Annotated in this window: 19 protein-coding genes; 12 read left to right on the top strand and 7 right to left on the bottom strand. The window is 71.9% G+C overall.

Annotated features, from left to right (window positions below):
* The first annotated feature begins 74 nt into the window (after positions 1-74).
* The 11 genes from FBY24_RS08985 to FBY24_RS09035 all read left to right on the top strand — a co-directional run bounded on the left by FBY24_RS08985 (position 75) and on the right by FBY24_RS09035 (position 7,541).
* Positions 75-818: a hypothetical protein gene (locus FBY24_RS08985; RefSeq protein WP_142159917.1), complete on the top strand. Its 744-nt coding sequence runs from the start codon at positions 75-77 to the stop codon at positions 816-818.
* Between the two features lie 32 nt (positions 819-850).
* On the top strand, positions 851-1,054 hold the full coding sequence (locus FBY24_RS08990; protein ID WP_142159919.1) for a hypothetical protein: 204 nt from the start codon (positions 851-853) through the stop codon (positions 1,052-1,054).
* A 190-nt stretch (positions 1,055-1,244) separates the two neighbouring features.
* Positions 1,245-1,478: a hypothetical protein gene (locus tag FBY24_RS08995; RefSeq protein WP_255432308.1), complete on the top strand. Its 234-nt coding sequence runs from the start codon at positions 1,245-1,247 to the stop codon at positions 1,476-1,478.
* A 56-nt stretch (positions 1,479-1,534) separates the two neighbouring features.
* Positions 1,535-2,068 (top strand): hypothetical protein, encoded by a 534-nt coding sequence (locus FBY24_RS09000; protein WP_142159921.1) that lies wholly within the window; start codon positions 1,535-1,537, stop codon positions 2,066-2,068.
* Between the two features lie 180 nt (positions 2,069-2,248).
* A complete protein-coding gene (locus tag FBY24_RS09005) occupies positions 2,249-2,890 on the top strand; it encodes a hypothetical protein (protein ID WP_160158473.1) in 642 nt (213 codons plus the stop codon).
* A 64-nt stretch (positions 2,891-2,954) separates the two neighbouring features.
* Positions 2,955-3,407, top strand: a complete 453-nt coding sequence (locus FBY24_RS09010) for a hypothetical protein (RefSeq protein WP_142159925.1) — start codon at positions 2,955-2,957, stop codon at positions 3,405-3,407.
* 478 nt (positions 3,408-3,885) lie between these two features.
* On the top strand, positions 3,886-5,073 hold the full coding sequence (locus tag FBY24_RS09015; protein WP_142159926.1) for a hypothetical protein: 1,188 nt from the start codon (positions 3,886-3,888) through the stop codon (positions 5,071-5,073).
* Between the two features lie 600 nt (positions 5,074-5,673).
* A complete protein-coding gene (locus tag FBY24_RS09020; RefSeq protein WP_142159927.1) occupies positions 5,674-6,204 on the top strand; it encodes a hypothetical protein in 531 nt (176 codons plus the stop codon).
* Positions 6,205-6,360: 156 nt separating this feature from the next.
* Positions 6,361-6,597 carry a hypothetical protein gene (locus FBY24_RS09025; protein ID WP_142159928.1) on the top strand — a complete coding sequence of 79 codons (237 nt, stop codon included), beginning with the start codon at positions 6,361-6,363 and terminating at the stop codon, positions 6,595-6,597.
* 38 nt (positions 6,598-6,635) lie between these two features.
* Positions 6,636-7,115: a hypothetical protein gene (locus FBY24_RS09030; RefSeq protein WP_142159930.1), complete on the top strand. Its 480-nt coding sequence runs from the start codon at positions 6,636-6,638 to the stop codon at positions 7,113-7,115.
* Positions 7,116-7,196: 81 nt separating this feature from the next.
* Entirely contained in the window at positions 7,197-7,541 is a 345-nt protein-coding gene (locus tag FBY24_RS09035) for a hypothetical protein (RefSeq protein ID WP_142159932.1), read from the top strand.
* Between the two features lie 111 nt (positions 7,542-7,652).
* Here FBY24_RS09035 and aztD read toward each other — a convergent pair whose 3' ends face one another.
* The 7 genes from aztD to FBY24_RS09070 all read right to left on the bottom strand — a co-directional run bounded on the left by aztD (position 7,653) and on the right by FBY24_RS09070 (position 15,521).
* The gene (gene aztD / locus FBY24_RS09040) at positions 7,653-8,924 is read right to left on the bottom strand and encodes a zinc metallochaperone AztD (RefSeq protein WP_142159934.1); all 1,272 of its coding nucleotides are present in this window, start codon (positions 8,922-8,924) and stop codon (positions 7,653-7,655) included.
* A gap of 179 nt (positions 8,925-9,103) precedes the next feature.
* On the bottom strand, positions 9,104-9,940 hold the full coding sequence (locus FBY24_RS09045; RefSeq protein WP_142159936.1) for a MetQ/NlpA family ABC transporter substrate-binding protein: 837 nt from the start codon (positions 9,938-9,940) through the stop codon (positions 9,104-9,106).
* A 73-nt stretch (positions 9,941-10,013) separates the two neighbouring features.
* A complete protein-coding gene (locus FBY24_RS09050; protein WP_142159938.1) occupies positions 10,014-10,694 on the bottom strand; it encodes a methionine ABC transporter permease in 681 nt (226 codons plus the stop codon).
* The gene (locus FBY24_RS09055; RefSeq protein ID WP_142159940.1) at positions 10,694-11,692 is read right to left on the bottom strand and encodes a methionine ABC transporter ATP-binding protein; all 999 of its coding nucleotides are present in this window, start codon (positions 11,690-11,692) and stop codon (positions 10,694-10,696) included. The genes FBY24_RS09050 and FBY24_RS09055 overlap by 1 nt, the downstream gene beginning before the upstream one ends.
* Positions 11,693-12,055: 363 nt before the next feature.
* Positions 12,056-12,448, bottom strand: a complete 393-nt coding sequence (locus FBY24_RS09060; RefSeq protein WP_140457810.1) for a DUF779 domain-containing protein — start codon at positions 12,446-12,448, stop codon at positions 12,056-12,058.
* Positions 12,449-12,623: 175 nt separating this feature from the next.
* A complete protein-coding gene (locus FBY24_RS09065) occupies positions 12,624-14,147 on the bottom strand; it encodes an aldehyde dehydrogenase family protein (RefSeq protein WP_142159942.1) in 1,524 nt (507 codons plus the stop codon).
* Positions 14,148-14,303: 156 nt separating this feature from the next.
* On the bottom strand, positions 14,304-15,521 hold the full coding sequence (locus FBY24_RS09070) for a GAF domain-containing protein (protein WP_142159944.1): 1,218 nt from the start codon (positions 15,519-15,521) through the stop codon (positions 14,304-14,306).
* 212 nt (positions 15,522-15,733) lie between these two features.
* On the opposite strand from FBY24_RS09070, the gene FBY24_RS09075 reads away from it, so the two are divergent.
* The gene (locus tag FBY24_RS09075) at positions 15,734-16,237 is read left to right on the top strand and encodes a hypothetical protein (protein WP_142159946.1); all 504 of its coding nucleotides are present in this window, start codon (positions 15,734-15,736) and stop codon (positions 16,235-16,237) included.
* The last annotated feature ends 11 nt before the right edge of the window (positions 16,238-16,248 follow it).

Consider the following 16,248-nt stretch of genomic DNA (forward strand, 5'->3'; position numbering starts at 1 on the left):
TGTCACCTATCGGTGCAGCACGTCCTGCCTGGTGATGATCAACTCGGCGCCGAGTCGCCTATTCCGGCGCGTTGATGACTGACCTCTATCCCGAGCCGCCTCATCTGTCGGCTTTTATCGCGCCCGGGTTGGATCGTTCCGAGGCCCTTGTGGCCGCATGGGACGTGCTGACGGCGGCTGGTTGCGTCTTCACAGGTAAATTCTTAGTGGCTCGCGGTCAGGAGTGGTTCCAGTACGTCAGCGATGTCGATCGCGAGGTGATCCGACATGACGGCTCGCCTCGTGACTTGTTGGCGAGCCGTCAGGTTCTCCGAATCGAGTTCCGTCATCGGAGCATGGGCATCGTTGTGCTGGGGCTGTCCTCCGCAGTCGAACATGGGGAGCCTCATCCTCTGGAAGTGGCGATCCACGCCGGCCCGTTCTCCTTGCCGGACGAGATGTGGTCCCCGTCTGACCGGCGAGCGGCGAAGCGGGTCATGGGCTGGATGGAGAGACTGCTGCTCGCTCTGACCGAACCGGTCCAGGCGCAGTACGGTGCGATCGGGATCGAGGCCGTGTTCCCGACCCCGGTGTCGCTGGCGAGGGCCCAGCGGTCGGTGCTGTGGCCCTCAACGTGGTTCTGGTCCTCGGAGCTTGGCTCGCGCGCGGAGTCCGCGGAGGAAGATCTGTTGTCGTCCTTGCGCCCCGGTGCTGTGACCCGGTCACGAGAGGGCACGCTCTTTCGAGCGTGGCGCCCTTGGGCCGAGCCGCGGGTCGACGAGCCCGGTCTCGGCCTCGTCTTGGCTTTTCTGGGCCGGGTCGTCAGGGCGCCGCGCTAACGTCCGGGGCCGCGGCAGAGCAGGTCACGATGGTGAGCGAGGGTGAGATGAGCGATGAAGGAGAGAGGCGGAACAAGGAGTACGTCGGGATCATCTGGATCGGCGACGGCCCCGGTATTCGATTGCGAGTCTTCGCGCCGTCGGCACTCGAAGCGCGAGCTCTGGTGGTCGAGGAGTACGGCGAGGGCCACGTGATCACCCTGCGCAACGAGGGAGACGCGAGTCGCCCGCGGTGAAGCCGCGGTGGTAGCGCGTCGCGCGGCCGCAGCGGCGCCCGTCCGAGACTGCATGCACGTCTCCTGGTTGCGCACTTCCTCAACCCGACGACGGGCTTGAACGTCATCTTGCCCGGCGGGATCTTCGTCAGTGGACGAAGACTCACATCGAATCCGCTCGCCAATGTCCCCAGGGACGGGAGTCTCGGTTGTGGATGACGACGTGTCAGTCAGCCTGAAACGCGATCTTGCGCTCGTGCTGTACGACTGGCTCGCGCGCACCTCGGCCGCGGGCCGGCCTGTGGAGGTCGCCGACCAGGCCGAGCAGCGCGCGCTCTGGGACCTCGAGTCGGCCCTCGAGTCGATACTCCCCGAGACGCTCCAGGAGGGCTACGCCGAGCGCGTCGCTCGGGCTAGGCATCGAGTCAGGGATCAGGGGGCGTGAGTGTGGTCACCTGATCTGGCCCCGCCTGGGGCATTGTCCGGCCTAGGCTGTCGACCGTGGTGGTGGACTGGGAACAGCTCGACGTCGCTCGGCGCCGTTTCCCGGTGGGCCGCCAGGTCCCCGGCACCGTCACTCGGATGCCGCAGCCCGGCGCAATAGGTCTGTTCGTCAGCCTCGGCGAGACGCCCGAAGGCTTCGTCGACGTTCTGGCCCTCCCAAGAGACCCGCACCTGTGGCCGCCTCCAGGCACGACGATGGGTTTCGAGGTGCTTCAACACCGTCCTGGCCAGGTGCGCCTATGGCCGGTCGATCCTCGCTGGCGACACGCGGATGCTCGTGACGACCAGGAGAGCATCACCTGGGCGCGGACGAAGTCGCGCTACCGCGAAGGCCAACTGGTGACTGCTCGCGTCACACACGTCGTCACCGGCAACCGGGAGTACATGGTGGCGTTCGGCGACGACCATGCCGTCCTCGAGTGGTCATATGAACGTCCGACGCTGGGCACCACCGGCACCTTTCGGGTCGAGGCCCTCCTGGACACGACGCGACGGATCTTGCTGGCTCCAGTCGAGCTCTCAGAGTCCTGAACCTAGAACCGCAGACAGCCGTCGGCGCTCCGCCGGGGCCACGACTCGCGACCGTCGATGGGGCCGAACGTCTTGACGACACTCAGGGGGCGTGATGGGTCAGCGGCCGACTGGCACGCGGGCGGGGAGCCCGCTAGGGCGTGTCTCCCAACGGCTCGCGAGGTGCGGGACGATTGAAGCGTGGTCAGCCTCGAGGACCTTCGAAGTCGCTTGATGACGCAGTTCAGCCAGATGTGCGCTCGCACGGGCATGTTCGCCAGGACTGCAGAGGGTGCCTACCGCGCCTCGGTGCAGCTGCAGCAGACCCTCGCGTACATCGACGAGCGCGAGGACGCCTACGACGCCGAGCACACGCGGTGCCGGACCGAGGACTTCCGTGAGTTCGGGCCTCCGCGCATGGGCGCGTGGTTCGACGCTGCCCCGAACAACGTGGCGAGAGGCGCAGCCGAGGTGTTCGCCTGGCACGCCGAGCTGGGAGCACGGTTCGGATGGGTCGACGCTCCCCGTCTCTCACCGCCCGACTGGGAGCGGCTGGTCGCCACCGCGGCAGCCCTTCAACCGACGGACGGCACGTGGACCCGAGAGCGGGTCCAGTCCGAGCTGCCGACCGCGTCCCTGGTCGTGGACGGCATCATCTACTGCTACGCCCCGCCACAGGACGACGGGCGCTGGTTGTTCGCTGACATCGTCCAGCCAGCCGGGAATCCCCGTCTCTTTCCCGAGGCCCCGCTCCGCTCGTTCCGGCTCCCGGGGCCAGGTCCGATGTACGACCGTCTGGCACTCACTCCGGCCGGTGCCGCACTCCTGGCAAGCGGCTACTAGCCATCGCAGGCGCGTTGGCGGCTCTCGTGGTCAGCGGGATGCGGCCGCGGACTACGGTGCGCAAGTGAAGTACGTGCAGCTGAAGGGCGACGACGGGGGCGTGATGCTCGATGCCCGCCGGTACCTGGAGGTTCTGCCGGAGATGGTGGACCGGTTGCCCGAAGGAGCGCGTCGGTTCGCCACCGATCCGGACCGCTACGACTTCTACAGCACGAGGTGCGTCAAGGACCTCGTGCTGGACCGGCAGGTCTTCGACGTGGACTCGGAGACGTGCGTGCTCGTGTTCACGCCCAACCTGCACAAGCACGACGAGGGGCTCACCGTGACCTACGTCGACGTCAGGTCGATCGAGGTGCAGATGGAGCCACCGTCGGGGTTCGACCCGATGCGCTTCCATGTGCTCCTCGACGAGATCCTGCCGACGGAGGGCGGTGTTCGACACGAGTACGGGCTGCGACGCGGGACCGTGGTGATCCGTGCTGCTGATCTCGAGGCGCGGTGGGGAACGGTTGAGTAGCGCGATCGCGGACTCGCTCCGTCGAGCAGCGCGAAGGAGCAGGCTGCTGGCGACTAGCCTCGTGGCTCTGACCTGCGGCGTTCACCCGTTCGTGTGAACGGGGTCAAAGGGCACGCACAGGGGAGGGGTGCTTCCCTAGGGTCCTCCTGCCGCCACCTGCTCGGGTGACGGCGTCCGTCCGGCGCGGCGGGGCCGTGCGCGGCCTGCGGGCTGTCGAAGCGAGGGGGAGACCGTGCGACGGTCCTGGTGGGGGCGCGGCGTGGTCGTCGCCGCCCTGGTGTCACTGCTGACGGCGGGGGTGACGGCGCCGGCGGCCGTCGCGACCGAGAGGCCGGTGTCCGGTGTCGCGGTCACCGCGACACCGAACCGGCCACCGAGTCGCCCGACGGAGGTGCGCTTCACGACGCCCAGCGAGGCGGTGTGCGTGACCGGCGCGGACCGACCGCTCATGCGCAGGCCGGACGTCGGGCTTTCCGCCGTGCTGTCTGACCCGGAGGGTGGCAACGTCGCCGCGGTCGTCGAGGTGCGCCGGCTCTACCGGCCGAACACGCTGGTCTGGCAGGGCGGGACCGTCCCGCAGGCCAGCGGGCGGAGCCAGTCCGTGACGGTGGACGGCCTGCCGGTGGGCTCGTACCGGCTGCGTATCGCGGGGCGTGACAGGGCGGGCCACGTCGGCCCGTCCGTGACGTGCGACTTCTCGGTGATCGAGGCCCGTCTGGCGGCGCCCACCATCACGCCAGTGGCGGGGTACCCCGGCCTGTACCCGGACGGTGGGTACGTCTCCACCCCGGGCCTGCCCGGCGCCTTCCGTCTCAGCGACGGCGGCGCCGACGCCGTCGAGTACCAGTACTCGTGGGGTGACGACACGTTCGGGCAGAGCGTGCCCGCGTCGGACCCGGTGGCCTTCTACACGCCGCAGACCTCGGGCCCGCACACGCTGATGGTGCGTGCCGTCGCGGCGGACGGCGCCACCAGCACGACGACCACGCACTCGTTCTCCGTGGGCAACGGGCGTACGCGCTACGTCTTCGACGACCTCGTGAGCCCCACCCTGCCGACCGGTGGCGGGCCGGGCATGACGGTCTCCCCGACGGTCACGTGGGTGCCCGGCCCTCTCGCGGAGATCGGCGCGTACGAGGAGGACCGCGCGCTGCGGTTCGACGAGCCCGACGACCGTGCGCAGACCTCCGAGGCCCCGTTGACGGACGTCGACTCGTTCGCCGTCACCGCGACCCTGCGCGCGGCGGCCGATGCTCCCGTGGAGGCGTCGGCGGTCACCCTCGACGGTGCGACGGGCGGCGCGTCGCTCGGCTACCGGGCCTGCGCCGACGGTGTCGGATCGTGCTGGTCCTTCGAGACGACCGGCCCCGACGCGACCCTCGTGCTGACGGCGCGCAAGGTCGTCACGGGCAGGTGGATCCACGTGTTCGGGCTCTACGACGCCGACGACGGCGTGGCCGAGGTGCTGTCGTGCACCGTCGACGACGTGACGCCTCGCCCGGGCGCGCAGGCGGCCGTCGGCACGGTCTCCGTCGAGGGCGCGACCGCACTGGTCGGCTCCGGCGTCGCGGGCCGCTGGCACGGTGACGTCGCGGACGTGACGTTCGCACCGGGTCGCCCGACGAGCGGCGACATGACCCGGGCCTGCTCCGGCATCATCAGCTGACCCGGCGCCTGCCGAGCGCGCCGATGGCCCGTCCCAGGAGGGGCGGGCCGTCGGGGTCGAGAGGCCGTGAAGGAGTTGGCTGCGTCCGTGACCGACCTACCCGCGCCGAGGAACCACGGGGCCTCCCGGGGTGAGTTCCGTTGATCGAGTCGGCAGCTGAGTTCGTCCGCCTCCGCACGAGCGAGGACCCCGTGAACTACCAGCGGGCGGCTCGCGAGGAGGCGCCGCTGGAGTTGTGGCTTGCGGTCATCGAGGACCACCCCGAGATGAGGCAGTGGGTGGCTCACAACAAGACGGTCCCGGCCGTGGTGCTGGAGAGGCTCGCCGGTGACAGCGACCCCACGGTCAGGTGGACGGTGGCGATCAGACGCAGTGCGCCGGCACACGTCCCGGGTATGCGCGCACGACGAGTCGGCCTTCAGTGCGGAGCAGGATGCCGAGGCGATGGAGGCCCTGTTCGGCCTGCTTGAGGCGTTCTATGGCGAGCAGTCGGCTGGGTCGACCCCGCCCTGACGGGTGAGGACTCACGACGGGCCTGTGCCTCGCTGATGCAGCAACGCTCGTCGAGTCCGATCTGATCGGAGGACCATGATGTGGGAGTTGGACTACCTCACTGGGGTCGGCGCGCTGCGGGAGGACGTGGCCGCCATGGTCGGGGAGTTGCTCTCGACGGACGATCCTGACCGGGCGGCGTGCCTGATGGGGTTGATCGAGGCTGCTGTCGTGCCGGTGAGCGGCGGGCTGGCGGACGACACCCCCGCGGTCGTGGCGGCTGTCGTGGCGGGGTTGCCTCGTACGGGCGCCGCGAGCAGGCCGGAGGCGTTGCTCCTTCTCTCTCAGATCGTCGGATCGATCGAGGCGAGCGGCAGCCAGCCTGCCGCTGAGGCCGGGCGCCTGGTCGAAGGGGCGCTTCCGATGATCGGCGCCCTGATCGAGACCGGCACGGAGGCCGAGATCGCCCAGGGCGTCGATCTGATATCGATGGCTTCGACGCTGAGCCGGCCAGCCGCAGAGCGGGCTGTCTTCTACCTCTCGCGCATCGCGGCAACCGCTGACGGGCAGATCAAGGCGAGCGCGGAGAGGGAGATCGACGAGGTGAGGAGGGGCCTTGCTGGTGGACACGCTGACTGATCCGTCGACGACCCGCGGGGCGTGGGTGGGGTCGAGTCCTGGCTCCGCACTCCGGCGTACGGGGCGTCCGTCTTCCCAGCGGTCGCGGTGCAAGACTCTCGCTCGCGGGCGTATCCAGGTGCTCTGCGATCAGGAGGTGCGGTGAAAGCAGTTTCTTTGCCCCCGTTCGAGGTGACGGTTCAGGCTGTCGAAGGTGTGGGTGTCGACGGTGTGGACGAGGTCTCGCTGGAGTTCAAGGTCGTCGGTGGTGCGGGTCCGTCGCTATGGTTCGCGATATTCAAGACCGAGGGGGCGTCCACGAGTGAGGCGTGTCTGGAGGTGGACCCTCAATCAGGGCCCATCCCGCTGCCGGTCGTCGCATGGGCGGTGAGCTATGCGGAGAGCCATCTGTAGTGCTTCTTCACCAGCCTCTGGTTCTCCCGCGCCGGCTGGTGGCCACGAACTCATTCTTGAGAGTGGTCGGACCCGACGACCGCATCGTTCGCGGGCCGCTTCTCCCTGTGCCCGATGAACGAGCGCTCGTCGCTGCTACCTCGCTCGAGACCGGTCGGTTCATCTCTGCCGAGCTGTCGGTCGACCGAGACGACCTGGTCGCCCTGATCGATCGACTCTCCATGATCGAGCAGGCGTACGTCGAGGTTCGACTGGCCAACGACGAGTTCCCGGCCCTGCTGGTCGGCTTCCGGAGGGGGATCGCCGTCGTGCAGTGCATGTCGGGACCGGATTCGATGGCCCTTCTTGCGGGGGATGGTTCGTCGGCCGCTTCGGAGGTGGTCGATGTGCTGATCATGGACGAGCTCGCGACCTTCACGGGAGAGTACGTCCGAGGTTCCGCGCGGGCACGGGACGTGGTCGTGAAGTTCGTGGACGGTGCAGATCTGTGGTCTCTCGGAGAGTGGCATGACCTCTGAGCGTGTCCTCACCGACGTGGGAATGACGACGCGCGCCGCGGGAACCACTCGTTGCTGGCGATCGACTGCTCTGGAGGCCGGATGAGTGCCGAGACCGTGACCGCGGTCGGTGCTCTGGTCTACGCGAACCGCGAGCTGCTGCCCATCCTCGACGAGCACCTGGTCGACTACGAGGGGGAGGTCTTGCCGACCATCCTGCTCGACGACATCGTCCGCTGGCTGGTGGCGCACCGCGCGTCGCACGAGGACCTGTGCCGGTCCGTCTTCTCGTGGTTGGAGTCGGCGCTCTGCGACGGCTCGAAGGTCGTGCGGGGGCTCATCACGGTCAGCGGTGTCGTCATGATCCCTGCACCCGGTCAGCCGGGTGCGGAGGTGCGCGATCTCCTCGGGCCCGGACTCCGCGAGGTGGACCCGTGGTCCACGTGAGCGCGTCGTCCGAACGACTTCTGCCTCCGTGCCACGGAGGTTCCGGGCACGGACCTGCGGTGGGCGCACCGACAGCCCGCCCCGGGCGAGGGCGGGCCGTCGGTGTCGGGGTCAGTGGGTGTGGCGGCCCGCTGCCGAGGTGATCTCGTTGGGCGTGACGTCGAGGGTGGTCTCCTTCCAGACCTCGCCGCTCTCGACATCGACGGCCAGGACGCGGTCGGTGGCCGGGTCGGTGACGTAGGCGGTGCCGTCGAGCACGTGGATCGCCGGGCGCGGCTGCTGCCACTCGTCGGGCTCGGTCCACTCGTCGATCACGGGGATGGAGCGGACGAGCTCGGCGGTGTCGGGGTCGATCACGTGGATCTGCCCGTCGGTGCCGAGCACGAGGGCCTCGCCGTCGGCGCCGCGCGCGAGGGAGCGGAACGTGTAGGACGCCGGCAGGTCGACGAGCGTCAGCTCACCGGTCGCGGTGTCGGTCAGGGACACCCGGGTGGGGCGCTCGAGGTCGGCGTCCGGGTCGGACTTGTAGTCGCCGAGCACGACCGTGGACTCCTCGGAGCCCGACTGGTTGCCGATGCGGCCGTAGTCGGTGGGGGCGTCGACCTTGGTGACGGTGTCGCCGTCGATGACGACGATGCCGTCCTGGCAGCCGACGGTGACGACCTCGTCGGCGGCGACGGTCTCGCCGTGCACGCCGGGGCACTGGTCGGTCGCGGCGACCTCGGTGTCGTCGGCGTCGAGCAGGCGCACGCCGGTGCGCTCCTCCTCGGTGCCGTCGGTGACGACGAGGTGGTCGTCCTCGCGCAGCACCGCGACGCCGTGGTGCGCGGCGGGGGTCGTGTAGGTGCGCACGGCCGCGTCGGGGCCGTCGGCGAGCTGGTGCGGGTCGAGGACGGTGACCTCGCCCGTGCCGTCGTCGAAGAGGACGGTGCGGTCGCCGTGGACGACGACGTGCCCCGGCGTCTCGGCCGGGAACGTCACGTTGGTCGGCGTGGGGTCGGCGGTCCAGTAGTGGTCGTGGTCGCCGTGCTCCTCGGCCCAGGTGCCGGCGTCGAGCAGGTGGAAGCCGCCCTCGGCGGAGACCATGACGTGCCGGCCGTCGCCGGCGGGGTTGACGCGCAGGAACCCGGGCTCCTCGATCGTGGAGACGGTCTCGAGGGTGGTGGCGTCGAGGACGACGAGGCCGCCGTCGTAGGTGAGCACGAGGCGCGGGGTGTACGTCGCGGCCTCGGTGCGGGCGCCGGCGGTGGCCTCGTCGGTGGCTGCCGCGGTGGCGGCGGGCTCGGCGGTGCCGGCGCAGGCGGTGAGCAGCGCGAGCGGCAGGGCCAGTGCGCCCAGGCGGGCGGCAGTGCGGCGGGGTCGGGCGGTGCGGTGCTGGGTCATCGGGGTGTCGGGCGCCGCGGGTGCGGTGCCGGCTCCTCTCCGGTCGGTCGTGCGCGGCGGGTGCCGCACCCGCACGCTAACAGATGACGAGAGCCGTTCTCATTTAGCGACTCCCGGCACGGACGGCGACGCCCGCCCCGCGAGGTCGCGGGACGGGCGTCGGAGGGCCGGCGGACCGGTCAGAAGGCGGGCAGCACCTCGCCGTCGGGCCAGCGCTCCTCGATGAAGGACCGCACCTCGTCCGAGCGCAGCAGCTCGTCGAGCGCCACGAGCGCCGGCTCGTCGACGTCCTCGGCGCGGACCGCGAGGAAGTTCGCGTACGGGTTGTCCTCGCCGGACTCCAGCAGGATCGAGTCCGTCGCGGGGTTGAGCCCGGCCTCCAGCGCGTAGTTGCCGTTGATGATCGCCGCGTCCACGTCCGGCAGCGACACCACGAGCTGCTCGGGCGCGGTCTCGACGAGCTCGAGGTCCTTCGGGTTGTCCTCGACGTCGAGCAGTGTCGGGTCGCCCTCGGTCTCCGCGAGCGTGATCAGCCCGGCCTCGACCAGCAGGTCCAGCGCCCGCGCCTGGTTGCCGGGGTCGTTGGTGATCCCGATCGTGCCGCCGTCGGGGATGTCCTCGATCGCGTCGACGGAGTCGGAGTACACCCCGTACGGCTCGATGTGCACGCCCGCGTAGTGGTCGAACTCGAAGCCGTTCTCCGCCACCTGCGCCTCGAAGTACGGCAGGTGCTGGAAGTAGTTCGCGTCGAGCTCGCCCTCGGCCAGGGCCGTGTTCGGCAGCACGTAGTCGGTGAACTCGCGGATCTCGAGCTCCAGGCCGGCGTCCGCGGCCAGCTCGTCCTGCACGAACTGCAGGATCTCGGCGTGCGGCACGGGGCTGGCGCCCACGACGAGCGTGGTGACGCCGTCGGCGTCCGCCGTGGGGCCTGCGGTGCCGCCGGAGCCGCCCGCGCAGCCCGTCATCACCAGGGCCGCTGCGGACAGGACGGCTGCGGTGCGGACGGTGCGGTTCATCGGGTGTTCCTCTCGGTGCACGCCCCCCGTGCGGGGGCGGGGACTGGCAGGCCGCGGTCGCGGCCGGGCGCGCTCACCGGTGGTCCAGGCGGCGCGCGACGGCGTCCCCGACGACCTGGACCACGGTGACCAGGACGACGATGACGACGATGGACGTGTAGAGCACCACGGGGTCGAACCGCTGGTACCCGTAGGTGATCGCCAGGAAGCCGAGCCCCCCGGCGCCGATGGCCCCGACCATCGCGGAGAAGCCGATCAGGGTGATCACGGTGACGGTGGTCGCCGACACCAGGGCCGGCAGCGCCTCGCGCACCAGCACCTGGACCTGGATCGTGAACCGCGTCGACCCCATGACCCGCGCGGCCTCGACCTTGCCCGGGGCCACGTCACGCACGGCGGTCTCGACCAGCCGTGCGAAGAACGGGATCGTGCCGACGCTCAGCGGCACGACGGCGGCCTCCCACCCGAGCGACGTGCCCACCAGCGCCCGCGTCAGGGGGATCAGCGCCAGCGCGAGGATGATGAACGGCAGCGAGCGCAGCACGTTGACGACCGCGCCGAGCACCGCCGCGACCGGGCGGCTCGGCGTCAGCCCGTCGGCGGCGAGCGAGCGCAGCAGCAGGCCCAGGGGCAGGCCGAGCAGGACGGTGATCAGCGCCGACAGCCCGACCATCTGCAGGGTCTCGAGCGTCGCCTCCGGCAGCTTCTCGAGGATGACGCGGTTCGTCGTCAGCTCGGTCCACAGGTCGCCCATCAGGCCACCTCCTCCTCGGACGACGGTGCGGCGAGCGGCTCGAGACCCGCGGCCCGCAGCCGGGCGACGACCTCCTCGACGCGGTCCCGCGGGGCGTCGACGATCAGCCGGCCCACCCGCTCGCCGGCCAGCGGCTCGACCGTCGCCGACGTGACCTCGACGTCGTCGCCGAGGCTCGCGACGGCCGCGAACGCGGCGCTGGTCGCCACGGCCCTCGTCGAGTACACGGCCTCGACGAGGGCCCGGCGCGCACCGGGCGGCAGGTCCGGCACCGGCACGAGCGCCCGCGACAGCGGCGACCCGACCTGCGTGACGACGTCGGCCAGCGCACCGGACTGCACGACCCGCCCGTGCTGCAGCAGCGTCACGGCGTCGCACACCTCACGGACGACCGCGGGCTCGTGCGTGATGATGACGACCGTGATCCCGAGCCGGTCGCGCAGGTCGCGCACCAGCCCGAGGACCTCCCGGGTGGTCTCGCCGTCGAGCGCGGACGTGGGCTCGTCGCAGAGCAGCACCGACGGCTCCGTGGCCAGCGCGCGGGCGATGCCGACGCGCTGCTTCTGCCCGCCGGACAGCTGGGCCGGGTGGGCGCCGGCCCGGTCGCCCAGCCCCACGACGTCGAGCAGCTCCGCCACGCGCGCCGCCCGCTGCCGGCGCGGGACCCCGGCGACCTCCAGCGGGTAGGCGACGTTCGCGGCGATCGTGCGGGAGTCGAGCAGGTTGACGTGCTGGAACACCATGCCCGTGCGGCGGCGGGCCGCCCGCAGGCGGGCCTCGGGCAGCGCGGAGATCGTCACCCCGTCGACGGTCACGGTGCCGGACGTCGGGCGCTCGAGGCCGGTGAGGCAGCGGATCAGCGTGGACTTGCCGGCGCCGGAGCGCCCGACGACGCCGTGCACGGTGCCGCGCTCGACGGTCAGGTCGATGCCGTCGAGCGCGACGACGTCGCCGTCGGGGGACGGGTAGACCTTGCGGAGGGCGGACAGCTCGATCAACGGGGGTCCTTCGGGGGCGGTGCCGGGCCGCGGACCGCCGGGCGTCCCGGGGCGTCCGTCAGCGGCGAGGGGGTGACCCGGGCACGGGGGCCGAGCGGGTCGGGGCAGCGCGAGGTGCGCGCGTGGTCGCCGTCAGCGACACATTCGGGCACGACACGAGCACGCGGCGACGGCGTGCGCCGGTCGCGGTGCGTGCGTGTCGGGGAGTGCCATGCCGTCGATGCAAGCACGGCGGTCGCACCCCGTCGGCACGCGTCTCGCATCACGAGACGCGATCTCAGGACGAAAGCCCCGTGCGACGACCGGGGTGCCGGCGCTGCGGGGCACAAACCCGGCACCTGCCGCGGCGGCCGCCCGGGCCCGTCAGAGGACGCCGGCGTCGACCAGCGCGGCGTACTCCTCGTCGCTCAGCACGCGCGACCGGATGAGGAACCGCACCCCCTCGGGCGCCTCGAGGCTGAACCCCGCCCCGCGGCCCGGCACCACGTCGATCGTCAGGTGCGTGTGCTTCCAGTAGGCGTACTGCGCGCGCGTCATCCACACCGGCACCGTCACCGGCCCGGCGTCGTCGCCCACCTCCAGGTCGCCCAGGTGCACGTCCGCGTCACCCGTGATCAGGTCGCCCGCCGGGTAGCACATCGGCGACGAGCCGTCGCAGCACCCGCCCGACTGGTGGAACATCAGCTCCCCGTGCTGCGCGTGCAGGCGCCGCAGCACCTGCGCCGCCCCCTCGGTCACCCCGACCCGCTCGACCACGACCCACCTCCACCTCGTCGCCCCACCCCTGCCGCCCCCGCCGCCACCCCCGCGCCCCGCCCTCCACGTCGGCCCGGCGAACGGGCCTGGCTCACGGTGCAGCGCACCGGAGCGTGAGCCAGGACCCGTTCGACGCCGGGGAGCGGTGGGGGAGGGGCCGGGAGTCGCGTGCGGGTCAGAAGAAGCCGAGCTTCGTGCCCGCGTAGCTGACCAGCAGGTTCTTCGTCTGCTGGTAGTGGTCGAGCATCATCTTGTGGTTCTCGCGCCCCACGCCCGAGCCCTTGTAGCCGCCGAACGCCGCGGCCGCCGGGTACGCGTGGTAGCAGTTGGTCCACACGCGGCCGGCCTCGATGTCGCGGCCTGCCCGGTACGCCGTCGCCTGCTCGCGCGACCACACGCCCGCGCCCAGCCCGTACAGGGTGTCGTTGGCCGTGTGGATCGCGTCCGCGTAGTCCGAGAACGACGTCACCGCGACCACGGGCCCGAAGATCTCCTCCTGGAAGATCCGCATGGAGTTCTTGCCCTCGAACACCGTCGGCTCCACGTAGTAGCCGCCCGCGAGATCCCCGTCGAGGTGCGTGCGCGAGCCGCCCGTGAGGACCTTCGCGCCCTCCTCCTTGCCGATCTCGATGTACGACAGGATCTTCTCGAGCTGGTCGTTCGACGCCTGCGCGCCGATCATCGTCTCGGTGTCCAGCGGGTTGCCCTGCTTGATCGCCTTCACGCGCGCGATGCCGTCCGCGAGGAACTCGTCGTAGATCGACTCCGCGATCAGCGCCCGCGACGGGCACGTGCACACCTCGCCCTGGTTGAGGGCGAACATCGCGAACCCCTCCAGCGCCTTGTCGTAGTAGTCGTCCTTGGCGCGCGCGACGTCCTCGAAGAAGATGTTCGGGCTCTTGCCGCCCAGCTCCAGCGTCACCGGGATGATGTTCTGCGACGCGTACTGCATGATCAGCCGGCCCGTCGTCGTCTCGCCCGTGAAGGCGATCTTGCGGATCCGCGGGCTCGACGCCAGCGGCTTGCCCGCCTCCACGCCGAAGCCGTTGACGACGTTGACCACGCCCGGCGGCAGCAGGTCCGCGATCAGCTCCATCAGCACGAGGATCGACGTCGGCGTCTGCTCCGCCGGCTTCATCACCACCGTGTTGCCCGCCGCCAGCGCCGGCGCGAGCTTCCACACCGCCATCAGCAACGGGAAGTTCCACGGGATGATCTGCCCGACCACGCCCAGCGGCTCGTGGAAGTGGTACGCGATCGTGTCCGCGTCGATCTCCGAGATCGACCCCTCCTGCGCCCGCACCGCCCCCGCGAAGTAGCGGAAGTGGTCGATCGCCAGGGGCAGGTCCGCCGCGAGCGTCTCGCGCACCGGCTTGCCGTTCTCCCAGGTCTCGGCCACCGCGAGCATCTCCAGGTGCGCCTCCATGCGGTCGGCGATCTTGTTGAGCACCACCGCGCGCTCCGTCGCCGACGTGCGGCCCCACGCGCGTGCGGCGCCGTGCGCGGCGTCCAGCGCCCGCTCCACGTCGTCCGCGTCGCCGCGCGCGACCTCGGTGAACGTCCGCCCCGTCACGGGCGTGGGGTTCTCGAACCAGCGGCCGTTGACCGGGTCGACGAGCTCGCCGCCGATCCAGTGGCCGTAGCGCTCGCGGTACGTGGCGGGGCTCCCGGTGGTCCCCGGTGCTGCGTAGACGGTCATCAGACGCCCTCCGTCCGGTGCGCGGGCGTCGACGACGACGCCCGGACGCGGCGCCGTTGCCGCGTCCCCGACGACGCTACGGGCGGGGGCGTTGCACGGGTGCTGCATCGTCGGCGCTGCCGCGGCGGACCGCCCGACGGCGGGCGGTGGGCGTCGTCAGCGCGGGACGGCGAGGGCCGCGTCGAGGCGGCGCACGTGCGTCACGGCGCGCAGGTGAAGCGCCGACGCCGGGGCGCTCGCCCCCGCCAGCGCCCGCCAGGCCCCGTGGTCGTCCGCGCCCTCGGCGGACGCCGTCCACCGCACGATCAGCCGGGGGTCGCCGCTCGCCAGGACCGCGGACCGGACCTCGGCCGACACGGCGTCGCGCACCTCGCCGACGCCCGGCGACGCGGACCGCGGCAGCACGCGACCGCCGTACGAGGCCAGGGCCTGGGACACGTCGCCGAGCGCGAGCGCGTCCCGCACGGCGTCGACGTCCGTGCGCACCGCGCGCGTCAGCCGGTACGGGCGTGACGCGCTGACCAGCGGCCCCACCAGGCGCCGCAGCCGCGACACCTCCGCACGGACGGTCGCCCCCGACAGCTCGGTCTCGCTGAGCAGCACCGCCATCTCGTCGGCGCCCAGCCCGGCCGGGTGCGCCGCCAGCAGCAGGAGGATCTCCGCGTGCCGGCCCGACAACCGGTGCGCGGTGCCGTCCAGGACGAGCGTGCCGCCCTGGCTGCCCAGCACCCGCAGCGTCGGGTGCGCCGGACCGTCCGCGGGGGCGGCGGTGGAGCCGAGCGTCGCCTCGACCGCCGCGACCGTCGCCCGCACCAGCTGCATCGCCAGCCCGGTGGCCACGGGCGGGCCGCCGGTGATGTCGAGCACCCCGAGCACCCGGCCCGTCGCGTCGTGCACCGGTGCCGCCGCGCAGTTCCACGGCTGCACCGGCCGCACCCAGTGCTCCGAGCCGATCACCTGGACCTCGCGGTTGGTCGCCAGGGCCGTGCCCGGGGCGTTCGTGCCCGCGCAGTCCTCGCTCCACACCGCGCCCTCGACGAAGCCCACGCTGCCGACGGCGCGCAGCACGGACCGGTTGCCCTCGACCCACAGCAGCCGCCCGTCCGCGTCGGTCAGCGCCGCCACCCACTGCGGGTCCACGTCGAGCAGCAGCCGCCGCACCACGGGCAGGGCCGGGGCCAGCGGCGACCGCCGCCGCAGGTCGGCCAGGTCGGTGTCGGACAGCTCGGTGCGCGGCGTCGGCAGCTCCGGGTCCACACCGATGCGCCGGCTGCGCCGCCACGAGTCCGCGACCAGCCGCCGCACGCGGGACAGCCCGTGGCCGGTGGTCACGAACGCGTCGTGGGCAGCCGTGACGTCCGACGTCGTCAGCACGCGCACCCACCCGCTCTCCGGACACGGCGCGGGCCACGACGGCGACGCTGCCGGTCGCCGTCGAGTGTAGGGACCAACGTCCCCCGGCGGCAGGGTGGAATCCCGCGCCCCGACCGTCCGGGTGCGGCGGCGGCGCAAGCCTGCCGGCCGCTGCGACACAGACAGGTCAGGGCGGGCGGCGCCAGGGCCGCCCGCGACGAGAGGGGCACCTCGTGCGACCACGCAGGATCGCGGCTCTCGCGGTGGCGGCCGTCGCCGCAGGGCTGGCGGTCGCGATCGGCGCGTCCGCTCCCGGTCACCCCGGACGTGCCGACCCGACCTGGGTCGCGCCGGAGGCCGCACCGGGCACGGTCGTGAGCATCGACGTCCGCCGCGTCCTGGAACCCGACGACCTGCTGCTCCGCGCCGGCGGCGCCCAGATCGAGCAGACGCCCTACGGCGAGGGTGCCGTGCTCGTGCGGACCCTGCGCGACCCTGCGGCGGTCGCCGCGCTCGCCGAGGAGCTGCTGGGCGCGGAGCCGCTCGACACCGGCGGCGCGGTGTACGACATGCCCGCGCCCGAGGTCGACGTCCTCCTGCGCGCCGCGGACGGTGCACCGGTGGCCCGCTTCGGGCACTGGCCCGACGGGCGGATCACCGGTGTCGACGGGGTGAACAGCTCCTGGGTCGACGAGGGAGGGACCCTCCTGGCCACCGACGTCGCCCTCCCGTCCTGACCCCGCTGCAC

Origin of the sequence: Cellulomonas sp. SLBN-39, assembly GCF_006715865.1 — a bacterium.
Taxonomy (GTDB): domain Bacteria; phylum Actinomycetota; class Actinomycetes; order Actinomycetales; family Cellulomonadaceae; genus Cellulomonas.

What these genes read in the sequence shown, in the direction of transcription:
- FBY24_RS08985 (WP_142159917.1), top strand. Translation starts at nt 75, where the DNA reads ATGACTGACCTCTATCCCGAGCCGCCTCATCTGTCGGCTTTTATCGCG.
- FBY24_RS09035 (WP_142159932.1), top strand. Translation starts at nt 7,197, where the DNA reads ATGAGTGCCGAGACCGTGACCGCGGTCGGTGCTCTGGTCTACGCGAAC.
- aztD (WP_142159934.1), bottom strand. Translation starts at nt 8,924, where the DNA reads ATGACCCAGCACCGCACCGCCCGACCCCGCCGCACTGCCGCCCGCCTG.
- FBY24_RS09045 (WP_142159936.1), bottom strand. Translation starts at nt 9,940, where the DNA reads ATGAACCGCACCGTCCGCACCGCAGCCGTCCTGTCCGCAGCGGCCCTG.
- FBY24_RS09050 (WP_142159938.1), bottom strand. Translation starts at nt 10,694, where the DNA reads ATGGGCGACCTGTGGACCGAGCTGACGACGAACCGCGTCATCCTCGAG.
- FBY24_RS09065 (WP_142159942.1), bottom strand. Translation starts at nt 14,147, where the DNA reads ATGACCGTCTACGCAGCACCGGGGACCACCGGGAGCCCCGCCACGTAC.